At 42.5% G+C, this 14,076-nt stretch carries 14 protein-coding genes; 1 reads left to right on the plus strand and 13 read right to left on the minus strand.

What is annotated here, in order from left to right; genetic code table 11:
- Positions 1-135 precede the first annotated feature (135 nt).
- The 13 genes from lpxA to rpsB all read right to left on the minus strand — a co-directional run bounded on the left by lpxA (position 136) and on the right by rpsB (position 13,010).
- Complete coding sequence (lpxA, locus tag C2M33_RS19090; protein WP_063706859.1) at positions 136-906, minus strand: acyl-ACP--UDP-N-acetylglucosamine O-acyltransferase; 771 nt, start codon at positions 904-906, stop codon at positions 136-138.
- A 2-nt stretch (positions 907-908) separates the two neighbouring features.
- The gene (fabZ, locus tag C2M33_RS19095; protein ID WP_054562040.1) at positions 909-1,361 is read right to left on the minus strand and encodes a 3-hydroxyacyl-ACP dehydratase FabZ; all 453 of its coding nucleotides are present in this window, start codon (positions 1,359-1,361) and stop codon (positions 909-911) included.
- A 10-nt stretch (positions 1,362-1,371) separates the two neighbouring features.
- Positions 1,372-2,412 (minus strand): UDP-3-O-(3-hydroxymyristoyl)glucosamine N-acyltransferase, encoded by a 1,041-nt coding sequence (gene lpxD / locus C2M33_RS19100; RefSeq protein WP_105175194.1) that lies wholly within the window; start codon positions 2,410-2,412, stop codon positions 1,372-1,374.
- A 9-nt stretch (positions 2,413-2,421) separates the two neighbouring features.
- Positions 2,422-2,940, minus strand: a complete 519-nt coding sequence (locus C2M33_RS19105) for an OmpH family outer membrane protein (RefSeq protein WP_054553115.1) — start codon at positions 2,938-2,940, stop codon at positions 2,422-2,424.
- 12 nt (positions 2,941-2,952) lie between these two features.
- Positions 2,953-5,424, minus strand: a complete 2,472-nt coding sequence (bamA, locus tag C2M33_RS19110; protein ID WP_063706856.1) for an outer membrane protein assembly factor BamA — start codon at positions 5,422-5,424, stop codon at positions 2,953-2,955.
- A gap of 106 nt (positions 5,425-5,530) precedes the next feature.
- Positions 5,531-6,883, minus strand: coding sequence for a sigma E protease regulator RseP (rseP, locus tag C2M33_RS19115; RefSeq protein ID WP_063706854.1), 1,353 nt, complete (start codon positions 6,881-6,883; stop codon positions 5,531-5,533).
- A 1-nt stretch (position 6,884) separates the two neighbouring features.
- Positions 6,885-8,084: a 1-deoxy-D-xylulose-5-phosphate reductoisomerase gene (gene ispC / locus C2M33_RS19120; protein WP_105175195.1), complete on the minus strand. Its 1,200-nt coding sequence runs from the start codon at positions 8,082-8,084 to the stop codon at positions 6,885-6,887.
- Positions 8,081-8,947, minus strand: a complete 867-nt coding sequence (locus tag C2M33_RS19125) for a phosphatidate cytidylyltransferase (RefSeq protein WP_063706850.1) — start codon at positions 8,945-8,947, stop codon at positions 8,081-8,083. Before C2M33_RS19125 ends, ispC begins: the two co-directional genes overlap by 4 nt.
- Before the next feature lie 22 nt (positions 8,948-8,969).
- A complete protein-coding gene (locus C2M33_RS19130; protein WP_054553120.1) occupies positions 8,970-9,749 on the minus strand; it encodes an isoprenyl transferase in 780 nt (259 codons plus the stop codon).
- 104 nt (positions 9,750-9,853) lie between these two features.
- On the minus strand, positions 9,854-10,411 hold the full coding sequence (gene frr / locus C2M33_RS19135) for a ribosome recycling factor (RefSeq protein WP_063706848.1): 558 nt from the start codon (positions 10,409-10,411) through the stop codon (positions 9,854-9,856).
- Positions 10,412-10,425: 14 nt separating this feature from the next.
- On the minus strand, positions 10,426-11,175 hold the full coding sequence (gene pyrH, locus C2M33_RS19140; protein ID WP_063707209.1) for a UMP kinase: 750 nt from the start codon (positions 11,173-11,175) through the stop codon (positions 10,426-10,428).
- 151 nt (positions 11,176-11,326) lie between these two features.
- On the minus strand, positions 11,327-12,178 hold the full coding sequence (gene tsf / locus C2M33_RS19145; RefSeq protein ID WP_063706846.1) for a translation elongation factor Ts: 852 nt from the start codon (positions 12,176-12,178) through the stop codon (positions 11,327-11,329).
- A 103-nt stretch (positions 12,179-12,281) separates the two neighbouring features.
- On the minus strand, positions 12,282-13,010 hold the full coding sequence (rpsB, locus tag C2M33_RS19150; protein ID WP_054553123.1) for a 30S ribosomal protein S2: 729 nt from the start codon (positions 13,008-13,010) through the stop codon (positions 12,282-12,284).
- A gap of 247 nt (positions 13,011-13,257) precedes the next feature.
- Here rpsB and map point away from each other — a divergent pair, with 247 nt between their 5' ends.
- Positions 13,258-14,067 carry a type I methionyl aminopeptidase gene (gene map / locus C2M33_RS19155; protein ID WP_267894590.1) on the plus strand — a complete coding sequence of 270 codons (810 nt, stop codon included), beginning with the start codon at positions 13,258-13,260 and terminating at the stop codon, positions 14,065-14,067.
- Positions 14,068-14,076: the final 9 nt, after the last annotated feature.

Consider the following 14,076-nt stretch of genomic DNA (forward strand, 5'->3'; position numbering starts at 1 on the left):
TAGTTCCTTTTTGCCATGAAGATAACAAGCACTGACTTAGCAAAACCTGAACTATACCAACTTACCTAATTAAGCGAATGAGTATAAAAACAAAAAAGCCACCTTACGGTGGCTTTTATAGAAGTTCGCTTATGATTAGCGAATAATTCCGCGCTCAGAGCTTTTCACGAAGTCTATCATCAGCTGAACAGCTGGGTACTTCGCAGCATCTTCACGTAGCTCAGCGATTGCTTCTTCAACACCTAAGCTCTTACGATAAAGCGTTTTATATGCACGGCGTGTTGCCATGATTTCATCGCTCTCAAAGCCACGGCGTTTCATGCCTTCAGTATTGATTGCTACAGGGCCAGCCGGCGTACCAATAGTAGTTACAAATGGCGGTACATCTTTATTAACGCCTGAGTACATACCTACAAAGGCATGTGAACCAATTTTACAGAACTGGTGAACACCTGAGTTACCTGCAAGGATCACCCAGTCACCTACGTGTACGTGGCCAGCAACAGAGGCATTGTTAGCAAAAATAACGTTATCGCCCACAACTGCATCATGTGCAACGTGTGTGTAAGCCATAAATAAGTTGTTGCTACCAATTTTTGTTACACCTTGGTCTTGAATCGTACCACGGTGAATTGTCGCACACTCACGGATCACGTTGTTGTCACCAATGATCAGAGTCGTTGGCTCATTCGCGTACTTTTTGTCTTGGCAAGCTTCACCGACCGAAGCAAATTGGAAAATATGGTTACCAGAACCAATCGTCGATGGGCCTTTTACAACCACATGAGATTCGATGATACAGTTATCACCAATAGTTACATCGTTACCGATATAGCTGTAAGGGCCAACTGATACGTTATTTCCAAGTTTTGCACCTGGTTCGATTATCGCCGTAGGATGGATCACTATTAAAACTCTCTTCTCGCACACATGATTTCGGCAGTACACACTACTTTGCCGTCAACTTTTGCTTCTGCTGCAAATTTCCATATATTGCGGCGCTCTTTTACAAACTCTACATGCAAATGCATGGTATCGCCAGGTAATACCGGCTGTTTGAATCGCGCATTGTCGATCGCTGCGAATAAATATAGTTCGTTATCGCTACGATTTTCAACTGTCTTAAAGCCAAGTAAGCCAGTTGCTTGAGCCATTGCTTCTAAAATCAACACACCTGGAAAGATAGGTTGATTAGGAAAATGACCCGTAAAAATAGGTTCGTTCACTGTTACATTTTTAATCGCATGTAACGACTCGCCTGGCGTGTAATCAAGTACACGGTCAACAAGTAGCATCGGGTAACGATGCGGAAGTAAACTCAAGATATCCTGGATATCAAGACTATTTAATTCATTTGCCAAAATAGCATCCTTATTTGTCTTCAATATTGAGTGACTTAGTCAGTGACTCAAGTGCTTTAATGCGGTCTTTCATATCGCCAAGGTTACGGATATGGGCAATACTACGTCGCCATTCTTTGTTGGTTAGATGTGGCAAGCCTGAAGAATAAATTCCAGGTTCTGTGATTGCCTTAGTCACCATACTCATGCCGGTGATTATAGCACCATCGCATACGCTAATGTGACCATTAATTGCTACCATGCCGCCAATCTGACAATTCCTACCGATCACAGTGCTACCTGCAAACACAGAACAGCCAGCAACCGCTGTACCCGAACCGATCTCGACATTATGCGCTATTTGACATTGATTATCGATAATTACATTGCTGTGGATGATAGTATCGTCTAGTGCACCACGGTCAATCGTAGTAGACGCCCCTACCTCAACCTTATCACCGATGATTACTCGGCCAAGTTGTGGTATTTTCACCCATTCGCCACGCTCGTTGGCATAGCCAAAACCATCACTGCCCACAACCGTGTTCGCTTGGAATAAACAATCGCTACCAATTTCTACTTTATGGTAAACGCTTACATTTGCCCAAAGCTTAGTGCCTTGACCAATTTTTGCGTGCTCACCAATAAAACAGCCTGGGCCAATCTGCACATCGTTTGCTATAACAGCGCCCGCTTCAATCACCACATTGGCAGCGATCGCGACATTATCGCCAATAGAGGCTGAATCGTGAATGACTGCACTTGGGTGAATCCCTGTCACAGCTGCACGCGGTGTGGTATCCATTAGCTGGGCAAGCTTGGCGTAACAAACATAAGGGTTAGCAACAATGAGTTTATTACCCGAAAAAAACTCAGCATCTGCCGGTGATAAAATCACCGCACTTGCTTGAGTATCTTCTAATTGCGAGCGATATTTCTTGTTCGCCAAAAATGCAATATGCCCATGTTGGGCATTTGCAAGTGTAGATATTTTTTTAATCTCTGTGGCGCCGTCACCTTGAAGGTCAGCGCCCAGAAGATCCGCTATCTGCGAAAGCGTGTAGTTTTGCATATATGATTTCTATTGCTTACTTACTTTTTCAACAACTTTGCTTGATAAGTCATCGACAGTTTTAGGGTTAACATAAATCGTTGTTTCTTTAACTTTAACTTCATCGAATTTGCCAGCTTTCGCTACTTCTTCGATTGCATCTAAGATTAGCTTTTGAACTTTAGCTAGTTCTTGGTTTTGACGCATTTTGATTTCTTGCTCTAAAGGACGACCTTTTTCAGCAAGTTGCTGCTGCATGCCTTGAATCTTAGTACGTAATTCTTCTTTTTGCTTGTCGCTCATTGTTGTCGCTTCACGCTTGAACTTTTCAGCTTCAAAACGGATATCACCTTGAAGTTTTTCTAGTTCTTGACGACGCTCTGAGAATTCAGCTTCTAAAGTTTGCTCTACTTTCGCCATTTGTGGGATTTGCTTGTAGATTTCTTGCATATCAACGATACCTACTTTGTGCGCGAATGCGTTAGTAGATAGACCCATAGATAAAGTAGCAAGTAGTGCAAAAGCTGTTGATTTAATTGATTTATTCACGAAAAAACTCCTTTAGAATGTATTACTAATGTTAAAGCTGATGGTCTTCGTATCGTCATCTTCTTCTTTTTGCAATGGATACGCAAAACTGATCAGCATTGGACCCATCGGAGAGATCCATTGTAGAGAAAGACCAGTTGAAACCCTAAAACGCATCGGATCTGAGTAATCATCCAATTTTGCACGCTCGTCTGTTGAAAGGTTTTGATAACGGTCAATATTAAACTCTGTATCCCATACGTTTGCAGCATCTACGAAGAAGCTAGTACGTACAGAGCTGGTGTTTTCTTCATCTAAGAAAGGTGTTGGAACAATAAGCTCCATCCCTGCTACCGCTTTGGCGTTACCACCAATTCGGCCTGCTGTTTGAAGTTGGTCAAACTCTGACGCACCACCAATACTACCTGTTGTAGTACCATCAGGTAATGGTGTACCAGGAATACTTTGCGGATAACGTGATACAGCTCGTGGAAGAATCGTATTTCGGTCAAAGCCACGTAGTTCCATTTCAGTAATTCTGAAGAACTCTTGGAACGGCAGTGTTTGGTCATAACCATTGGTTGTACCATAACCATTACCATAACCAAGTGCTGCACGCGTTGAGAATACCCAGCGGTGGTCATTACTGATTGGCCAGTAAAAACGCGAGTCATAATTTAGCTTAAAGTACTGTAAATCTGAGTTCGGCGTTGTCGCTGTTAAGTTAAGCGACTGACGTGAACCTGCTGTTGGGAATAAACCACGGTTAACAGTTACACGCGACCAACCTGCACTTAACTCGTACTTAGTAAAGTCGAAGCCCGCATCTGGGTTATCTGGATCTAAGAAAGTTTCACGAATTACACGTGTTTGCTCGTATTCTGCAATATCAGATAACTCTTCTTGCACCCAACGAACACCAAAGTTAATACGGTTTACTGCATCGATTGGGAAACCGATGTTAGTACCAATACCATAACTCTTCGATTTATAGTCGATTAGGCTGAATTTACTCGCATCATAGTTACTGTAGAAGATACTGCTACCTTGCGATACACCGTCTGGCGTAAAGTAAGGGTCAGTGTATGACACACTAATACGCTCAGAACCGCGCGAGGTATTAATGTTGAAACCAATTTGGTTACCAGTACCTAAGAAGTTTGATTCACTCACACCGATGTTAAATTGCAGACCTAAGTAAGAGCCATACGCAAGACCTGCGTTAAAGCTACCTGCAGATTGTTCTTTAACTGTAAAATCGACATCAACTTGGTCATCAACACCAGGAACTGGCACCACGTTAAAATCAACGCTTTCCATGTACGGTAAACGCTGAATTTGTAGTTTAGAGCGCTCAAGGCTTTGATTTGATAACCATGCACCTTCAAGTTGCGTCATTTCACGGCGTACTACTTCATCTGAAGTATTTTGGTTACCACCTACGATGATACGACGAACATAAACACGCTTGCCCGGATTAACAGAAAGCGTTAATTGTACTTCTTTATTTTCGTCATCAATTTCTGGTATGGTACGTACTTCAGCATTGGCATAGCCAAAACGTGCTAAGTAGCTTTTGATAAACTCTTCAGACGATGTCACCACAGAGCCGTTATAAAGCTCACCTGTTTTCAGTGGGATAACACTTCTGATTAATTCTTCACGACCTAACAAGTCACCAATAAAGTCAAAGCCTTTCACTTTATACTTAACGCCTTCGGTGATATTTGCTGTTACATAAACAGAATCACGCTCTGGGCTTACTGATACTTGTGTCGAATCGATATTAAAACGTAGGTAACCACGGTCTAAGTAGTAACTACGAATTTTCTCTAAATCGCCTTCGATGGTTTGCTTTTGGTAGCGGTCACTCGACATGAATTTCCACCACGGTAAATCTTGCTGTGATTCAGCTAATTTAAGTAGCTCTTCATCCGAGAAAAGTTCGTTACCAACCAAGTTGATTTGACGAATTGACGCTGCGTCACCTTCATCAAATTTGAATAGAAGTTTTACACGGTTACGCGGTAACTTAGTAATGCTTACATCCACTTTTGCATTGTACTTACCAATACTGTGGAAGAATTCAACTAAGCCTTTTTCAATGTTATCAAGGACTGTTTTATCAAGCGGCTCACCAGTACGGATATCTTGCTGGTCTAGCGACTCATTAAGCTGCTCATCTTTGATGTCTTTATTGCCATCAAACTCGATCATGCTGATCGTTGGGCGCTCAGTCACACGGAAGATAACACTGTTGCCATCACGTAATGCTTTAATATTGTCAAAGTGACCTGAACGATAGAGAGCCTTTATGGTTCTAGAAATTGTGTACTCATCAATATTATCGCCCACGTTGATCGGAATATGCGTTAACGCTGCACCTAGTGCAACACGCTGTAAACCTTCAACTTTTAAATCATCTACAATAAAGGAGTTTTGGCCTAGGGCTGCAAAGCTAGCACCTAATAAACTTGAAACTGCCAAATGTTTTTTTATAGCCATTTTGTTATCTTTATCCTTTACAACTGTATTACCGCTCAACACCTTATAAATTTAACTTTTGCGGTGTTTTACAATCGTGTTCAAATTGGAATTTTTCGCTTATTTGTTATAAACGCGATACATCATTGAACAAAGCGAAACATGTTAAAAACAGAAGCAACAAGGCCCCCACTTTAAAACCAAATTCTTGCGTCTTTTCAGAGACCGGCTTTTTGCGAAAAAGTTCAATTATGTAATACATTAAGTGCCCACCATCTAGCACTGGCAGCGGTAATAAGTTAAATACGCCAAGGTTTACACTAATTAATGCTAAAAAGCTTAAAAATGCAACCAAGCCATAGCTTACGCTAGTTCCCGCGCCAACTGCAATGCCCACCGGGCCACTTAAATTTTTAACCGACACCTGACCGGTAATTAAATTACCAATCATGTCAAAACTAAGGGTAATTAAACGCCATGTTTCTTGTATGCCCAGCACAATACTATCGACTGGGCCATAATGTCTAGTTTCAATATAGTTTTCTGGCCATGGCTCAACCACCGGAGACACACCTAAAAAGCCCTGAGCAACGCCCGCATCATTGGTTCTGCTTTGTGGCGTCACTGACAGCTCTTTTATACTATCTTGCCTTTGTACACTAAATTGTAAGGATTTGTTAGGTGATTGCTGAATTAGTGAAACTAACTCGCTCCAACTGCTGATATTTTCGCCATTTACGGCAATAATTTTATCTGTAACTTGCAAGCCCGCAGCCTCTGCCGCAGAGCCTTTACTGATCATAGCCACTTCTAGAAGTGCTTTCGGGCGAAATGGCACAATACCAATAGAGGTTAATGGTGGAACATCTTGTTGATCCAACTTCCAACCATCTAAATTAAGAGTACGCACATGCTTTTGATAATTCTGATCACGAAGCGTTATGACAACACTTTGCTCACCTAAGCGACTCATTAACGAGAATGTGGCATCTTGCCAAGTGTTAATGTCGTCTTCACCAATTTTAATAATTTGCTGGTTTGGCTCAATATTGGCCGCAGCAGCACGGCTGCCTTGAGTCACTTCACCCACCACAGGTTTTAATGACTGAACGCCCACCATATACATTACAGCAAGGGCAAAAATAGCAAATAAGAAGTTTGCCATCGGGCCTGCCGCCACAATCGCAATACGTGCTTTTACTGATTTAGCATTAAATGATAAATGACGCTGCTCTGGCGGCACTTCATCTACACGCTCATCAAGCATTTTCACATAACCACCCAGTGGTATAGCTGCAATCACATATTCGGTTTGTTGTTTGTCGTACCATTTGACTAATGGCTTACCAAAGCCAATTGAAAAACGCAGCACTTTCACACCCGCTTTGCGCGCAACCCAGAAATGACCATATTCATGCACAGTCACTAAAATACCCAGGGCAAGAATGAATGAACCAAGATTCCAGAAAAAATCAAACATGCTAGTTGATGCCTCTTTTGACAAACTCAGTTGCTTTTAAACGTGCTGCTTGGTCGCAAGCTAAAATCTCATCAAGCGTTTGCACATTAATGTTTTGTGTTGCATTGAGCGTTTCAGCGTTAACGCGATAAATATCTGTGAAGCCGATTTGCCCACCTAAAAAGGCGGCAACGGCTATTTCATTCGCCGCATTGACCGTCGTTGTTGCACCTTGCCCCATTTCACACGCATCAATGGCAAGTTTTAAATTAGGGTAACGAGCGTAATCTGGCTTAGTGAAGGTAAAGTCAGCCATTTGTGAAAAATCGAGCGGTTTGACACCGGCATCAACACGTTCCGGAAAGGCTAATGCGTGAGCTATTGGTGTGCGCATGTCAGGGTTGCCCATTTGCGCAAGCACTGAGCCATCTTTATATTGCACCATTGAATGGATAATACTTTGTGGATGGATCACTACTTCAATGTCGCTGGCATGACAGTTAAAGAGCCACTTGGCTTCAATAAACTCAAGGCCTTTATTCATCATAGTGGCTGAGTCGACAGATATTTTTTGTCCCATCGACCAATTAGGGTGTGCCACCGCTTCTGCTACAGTCACGGATGGTAATGTCGCTAAATCACGCGTTAAGAAAGGACCACCAGAACCAGTAAGCAAAATTTTGCTCACACCATGATCGGCAAGTAAACCCGATGCAGTTTGTAGCGATGCAGGCATACACTGGAAAATAGCATTATGTTCGCTATCAATTGGCAATAAGGTGGCGCCATGTTGTTTAACTTTATCAATAAACAACTGACCCGACATAACGAGTGATTCTTTATTTGCAAGCAGTACTTTTTTGCCGGCTTCAACCGCACTTAACGTCGGCAGTAGACCCGCAGCACCCACTATCGCCGACATCACAGCATCAACTTCAACGTGAGCAGCAAGTTCGCTCATCGCTTCAATACCCGCTAGCACCTCAGTTTTACACGTACTGTTAGCGAGTAAGTGTTGAAGGGCTTTGGCAGCGTGTTGGTCAGCCATAACAGCAAATTTAGGCTGATGTGCGATACACAGTTCAGCCATTTTTTCTGCATTTTTACCCGCTGCTAATGCAAAAATCGCAAAGCGCTCTGGGTTTCTAGAAACAACATCTAAGGTGCTTAAACCGATTGAACCAGTTGCGCCTAATACGACAAGTTGCTCTACTTTGCTCATAAACTTAATGTCCATGCGTAGCAAAGTACAAAGATTGGCGCAGCTGCGGTTAAGCTATCAATACGGTCTAAAATACCGCCATGACCAGGTAAACATGAACCGCTGTCTTTCAAGCCAACTTCACGTTTAAACATACTTTCTAGTAAATCGCCCACCGCTGAGAATAACGCGATAAATGCAGTCATCACGGCATAGATTGGCCACACAGCCATATCAACATTGGTGAAGTGACAAAATACGAGTACAAAAATAATTGAGGCAACCACACCACCTAATAAACCTTCGATGGTTTTATTCGGGCTCACTTTAGGCATTAACTTGTGTTTACCTAGGTTTTTACCGGTAAAGTATGCACCAATATCTGCACTCCAAACGATACCAAGTACAACCAAGATAAGCATTGAGCCAAAGTGAGTTGATTCGCCATAACCTGCGCTGCGTAGCGTATTTAATGCAAGCCACAGTGGGACTAAGGTTAAAAAGCCTGCAATAGCACGCATGACAATGCCTTCATTCCATGCTTTAGCCATTGCTGGGTAGCGCCAAACTAAGTAAGTCGCCACAATCCACCATGCAAATGACAGCGTAAATAAATAGTTTGCATCACCCACTAATTGGCCATTTTGCCAAAGTGATTCAATTGGCCAATGCCAGTTGAGTAGTGCCAAAAACGCAGCCGTTGCTGCAACAAATCCAAAACGCTTAACTTTATCGCACAGGCCCATAAACGCAGACCATTCCCATGCACCAAGTAAAACAATACCGGCGGCGATATAACTAAATAGTGTTAATGGGGTATAAAAAACCAAAATAAGTGCAAGTGGTGCCAACACGAGCGAGGTTAAAATTCGTTGTTTTAGCAATGTGTGTACCTTCAACTAGTAATTAGGTCTCGGCGAGTAATTGTTTTATTTGTTCGCCTGTACAACCAAATCGTCGCTCTCTGGCAACGTAACATGCGATAGCGTCAGCAAATGCAGCTTCATTGAAGTCTGGCCAAAGCGTATCGGTAAAGTAAAGCTCAGCATAAGCCGCTTGCCATAAAAGGAAATTACTGATGCGTAAATCTCCGCCAGTGCGGATCATTAAGTCAAGTTCACCTTGATCAGCCATACTCATTTGTTCGGCCATTAGCTCTTCAGTAATGTCTTCTGCAGCCATTTCACCGGCTGCGACTTTTTTCGCAAGCGTTGTTGCGGCGTTAGTGATATCCCAACGCCCACCATAATTAGCTGCTACGTTTAACTGTAGACCCGTATTATTACGGGTTAATTCATGGGCTGCATCAACTTTATTGCGCAAACCTTCTGAAAAGCGTGATAAATCACCAATTATGTTCAGCTTTACATTATTTTTATGAAGTTTTTTAACTTCTTTGCCCAAAACGAATAAAAATAGCTCCATAAGCGTATTTACTTCGTCCTCTGGACGTCGCCAATTTTCGCTACTAAATGCGAACAGTGTTAACGACTGTATACCTAAGCGAGTACAAAATTGCACTGATTGACGAACCGCATCAACGCCCTTTTTGTGCCCATAAACACGTGGGCGATTTTTCGCTTGCGCCCAACGTCCGTTGCCATCCATGATTATAGCGACATGCTTAGGCAAACTTTGCTGGGAAATTTTATCAGCGTTAAGAACCATAAATATCGAGTATTCCATAAAAAAACGCCGTCTAGTATACCCTAGACGGCGTTTCAAAACTAATAAATTTAGTTGCTGCTGTTCGCTTTCAGTATCAATGCCTGAAAGATAAACAGCGACAATTAGATTTCCATTAGCTCAGCTTCTTTCGCTGTTAACTGTGCATCCATCTCTTTGATGAATTTGTCAGTAAGCTTTTGGATCTCGTCTTCAGCTTGACGTGCTTCATCTTCAGAAATGTCTTTTTCTTTCAATAAGCTCTTGATATCGCCATTCGCGTCACGACGGATGTTACGTACCGCAACACGGCCACCTTCAACTTCACCACGTACGATTTTGATAAGGTCTTTACGACGCTCTTCTGTAAGTGGAGGAAGTGGAACACGAATAACAGTACCTGCAGACATCGGGTTTAAACCTAAGTCTGAAGCCATGATCGCTTTTTCTACTGCTTGCGCTAGTGACTTATCGAACACGCTGATTGCAAGTGTACGAGAGTCTTCAATTGTTACGTTAGCAACTTGGTTTAATGGTGTATCAGCGCCATAGTAAGACACTTGAATACCGTCAAGTAATGCAGGGTGTGCACGGCCTGTGCGAATTTTAGATAATTGACTGCCTAGTGCCGCAACACTTTTTTGCATACGTTCTGACGCATCTTTTTTGATATCGTTAATCACGGTTCAATCCTAATCTATTTGCTAGTTTCATCTGAGGCTTGTGAAGAGATAAGCGTTCCTTCATCTTCGCCCATAATAACACGCTTAAGCGCGCCTGATTTATTCATGTTAAATACGCTTAATGGCATGTTGTGGTCACGCGCCAGCGTAAATGCAGCTAAATCCATAACCTTAAGCTCTTTTTCAATGATTTCATTGTAGCTTAAGTGGCGATATAGTGTAGCTTCTGGGTTTTTCACTGGGTCATCAGAGTAAACGCCGTCAACTTTAGTCGCTTTGATTACAGTATCTGCTTCAATTTCAATACCACGTAAACACGCTGCAGAATCAGTCGTGAAGAATGGGTTACCTGTACCTGCTGAGAAAATAACAACACGGCCAGATTTTAATAGACTGATAGCTTCTGCCCAGTTGTAAGCATCACACACACCGTTAAGCGGGATAGCTGACATTAAACGGCAATTTACAAATGCACGGTGTAGTGCATCACGCATCGCCAAACCATTCATTACAGTGGCAAGCATACCCATGTGGTCACCCACAACGCGGTTCATACCCGCTTCTGCCAATGAACCACCACGCAAGAAGTTACCGCCACCGATAACTAAACCTACTTCTACGTCGAGCTCTACAAGTTCTTTAATTTCTTGAGCCATACGGTCAAGTACTTTCGGGTCGATGCCGAAGCCTTCGTCTCCCATTAATGCTTCACCGCTAAGTTTAAGAAGAACACGTCTAAAAATAGGTTTACGATTGATAGTCATAATATTTGGGCCAGCCTTAGTAATGAGATAAAAAATAACCGCGCTATGGTTACACATAAAACGCGGTTATTTTAAAGAATTTTCATCAGTGACGCAAAAGCTAATAGCAGATTAATTTCATCTAATTGCCTTACGTCACTAACTTAGAAAATTACTCGCCTTTTGCAGCAGCGATTTGAGCAGCTACTTCAGCAGCGAAGTCTTCTTCTTTACGCTCGATACCTTCACCAACTTCTAAACGTACGAAGTTAGTAACAGTTGCGCCTTTCTCTTTAAGAATTTCGCCAACAGTTTTCTTAGGTTCCATGATGAAAGCTTGACCAGTAAGAGAGATCTCACCAGTGAATTTCTTCATACGACCAACAACCATTTTCTCAGCGATTTCAGCAGGCTTGCCTTCGTTCATCGCGATGTCGATTTGAACTGCTTTTTCTTTTTCAACAACGTCAGCTGGTACGTCTTCTGGGTTTACGAACTCAGGCTTAGACGCAGCTACGTGCATAGCAACTTGCTTAAGAGTTTCTTCGTCAGCGTCACCAACTACAACAACACCGATACGGTCGCCGTGGCGGTAAGAAGAAAGTTTGTCACCGTCGATGTACTCAACGCGACGAACGTTGATGTTTTCACCGATTTTAGCAACTAGAGCAACACGTGTTTCTTCGAACTGTGCTTTAAGTGCTTCGATGTCAGCTTTTGATTCAACAGCAGCATCTAATACTTCGTTAGCGAAGCCAAGGAAGTTTGAATCTTTAGCAACGAAGTCAGTTTGACAGTTAACTTCAAGAAGAGCAGCGAAACCGTTACCTTCTTTGATTAAGATTGTACCTTCAGCAGCGATGTTACCAGCTTTTTTAGCAGCCTTTGCAGCACCGCTCTTACGCATGTTTTCGATCGCTAACTCGATGTCACCGTTAGTTTCAGTTAACGCTTTTTTACAATCCATCATGCCAGCGCCAGTGCGCTCGCGTAATTCTTTAACTAGGGCAGCAGTTACAGCCATTAGAATATCCTCAATTGAATTCTGTTATAGGGAAGCGGTATAGGCCGCTTAACAAGAATAACAAGTCTTCACCTCAAATAGATGAAGACTTGATGACAGCTAATTACTCAGCTTCTACGAAGTCGTCTTTCTCAGCTTGAGCAACGATGTTGTTCTCACGACCTTCAGTGATCGCAGCTGATACAGCGCCTGTGTAAAGTTGGATAGCACGGATCGCATCGTCGTTACCAGGAACGATGTAATCAACACCGTCTGGGTTAGAGTTTGTATCAACGATAGCAACAACAGGAATACCTAGGTTGTTAGCTTCACGGATAGCGATGTGCTCGTGGTCTGCATCGATAACGAAAAGCGCGTCTGGAAGACCGCCCATATCTTTGATACCACCAAGGCTCTTTTCAAGCTTTTCCATTTCACGAGTAAGCATTAACGCTTCTTTCTTAGTTAATTTCTCGAAAGTACCGTCTTGGCTTTGCGCTTCAAGGTCTTTAAGACGCTTGATTGATTGACGAACTGTTTTCCAGTTAGTCAACATACCACCTAACCAACGGTGGTTTACGTAGAACTGCTCGCTTTGAAGAGCTGCTTCTTTAACTGCTTCGCTTGCTGCGCGCTTAGTACCAACGAAAAGTACTTTACCTTTGTTAGAAGCTGCGTTCGATAAGAACTTAAGTGCTTCGTTGAACATTGGTACAGTTTGCTCTAGGTTGATGATATGAACACGGTTACGAGCGCCGAAGATGAAAGGCTTCATCTTAGGGTTCCAGTAACGTGCTTGGTGACCAAAGTGAACACCAGCTTGAAGCATATCGCGCATTGAAACGTTTGCCATTTGTATAATCCTCTATAATTTAGGGTTAGGCCTCCACATATCCCATAGCACCAACACCGTAGTTAATTTGTAACTTAAGTGCACCCAAGTGTATGTGACGATACGTGTGTGTGTTAAAATAAAATTGTGTTTGCCTTAAATACAAAAAATCAGTTAAGAATTTATTTGTAAAAAGACGGCGCGCTTTATACCATATTAAAATTGAAAACTCAACGTCTAGTGCAAAATTTGTGCACTGAAAACTGACCTGAAAAACAACTTTGGAGCCTCAATGAGTGCTGTGATCAAGACCCCTGAAGAAATCGAAAAAATGCGTGTTGCCGGGCGCTTAGCCGCCGAGGTACTTGAAATGATAGAACCGCATGTGGTGCCAGGTGTAACCACAGATGAACTAAATACAATTTGTCACGATTATATCGTTAATGTTCAAGATGCTATTCCAGCACCGCTTAATTATCACGGTTTCCCAAAATCAATCTGCACCTCAGTGAACCATGTTATCTGTCACGGTATTCCTAACGACAAACCACTTAAAGAAGGTGACAGCGTAAATATTGATATTACGGTGATCAAAGATGGCTATCACGGCGACACATCTAAAATGTTCCATGTGGGCACACCTAATATCCAAGGCAAACGCCTTGCTGATATCACACAAGAAAGCCTTTACCTTGCAATTAAAATGGTAAAACCAGGCGTTCGCCTAGGTGATATTGGCGCTGCGATTCAAAAATACGCAGAAAGCTTTAACTATTCAATCGTACGCGAATACTGTGGTCACGGTATTGGTGCTGAGTTCCACGAAGAACCACAAGTCATGCACTATGGTAAAGCTGGAACTGGCGAAGTGTTAAAAGCGGGTATGTGCTTAACAATCGAGCCAATGGTTAATGCTGGTAAGCGCCAATGTAAGTTACTTAAAGATAACTGGACAGTTGTAACAAAAGACCGTTCATTGTCTGCACAGTGGGAACACACCCTGTTAGTGACTGAAAATGGTGTTGAAATTTTAACGCTCCGATCAGATGATACTATCGACAGGATCATCGAACACTAGGAGCCAGCC

The organism is Pseudoalteromonas sp. T1lg122, from assembly GCF_002964825.1.
GTDB lineage: Bacteria > Pseudomonadota > Gammaproteobacteria > Enterobacterales > Alteromonadaceae > Pseudoalteromonas > Pseudoalteromonas gelatinilytica.

Coding starts and splice junctions, on each gene's coding strand:
- lpxD (WP_105175194.1), bottom strand. CDS start 2,412: ATGCAAAACTACACGCTTTCGCAGATAGCGGATCTTCTGGGCGCTGAC.
- bamA (WP_063706856.1), bottom strand. CDS start 5,424: ATGGCTATAAAAAAACATTTGGCAGTTTCAAGTTTATTAGGTGCTAGC.
- rseP (WP_063706854.1), bottom strand. CDS start 6,883: ATGTTTGATTTTTTCTGGAATCTTGGTTCATTCATTCTTGCCCTGGGT.
- ispC (WP_105175195.1), bottom strand. CDS start 8,084: ATGAGCAAAGTAGAGCAACTTGTCGTATTAGGCGCAACTGGTTCAATC.
- C2M33_RS19130 (WP_054553120.1), bottom strand. CDS start 9,749: ATGGAATACTCGATATTTATGGTTCTTAACGCTGATAAAATTTCCCAG.
- pyrH (WP_063707209.1), bottom strand. CDS start 11,175: ATGACTATCAATCGTAAACCTATTTTTAGACGTGTTCTTCTTAAACTT.
- tsf (WP_063706846.1), bottom strand. CDS start 12,178: ATGGCTGTAACTGCTGCCCTAGTTAAAGAATTACGCGAGCGCACTGGC.
- rpsB (WP_054553123.1), bottom strand. CDS start 13,010: ATGGCAAACGTTTCAATGCGCGATATGCTTCAAGCTGGTGTTCACTTT.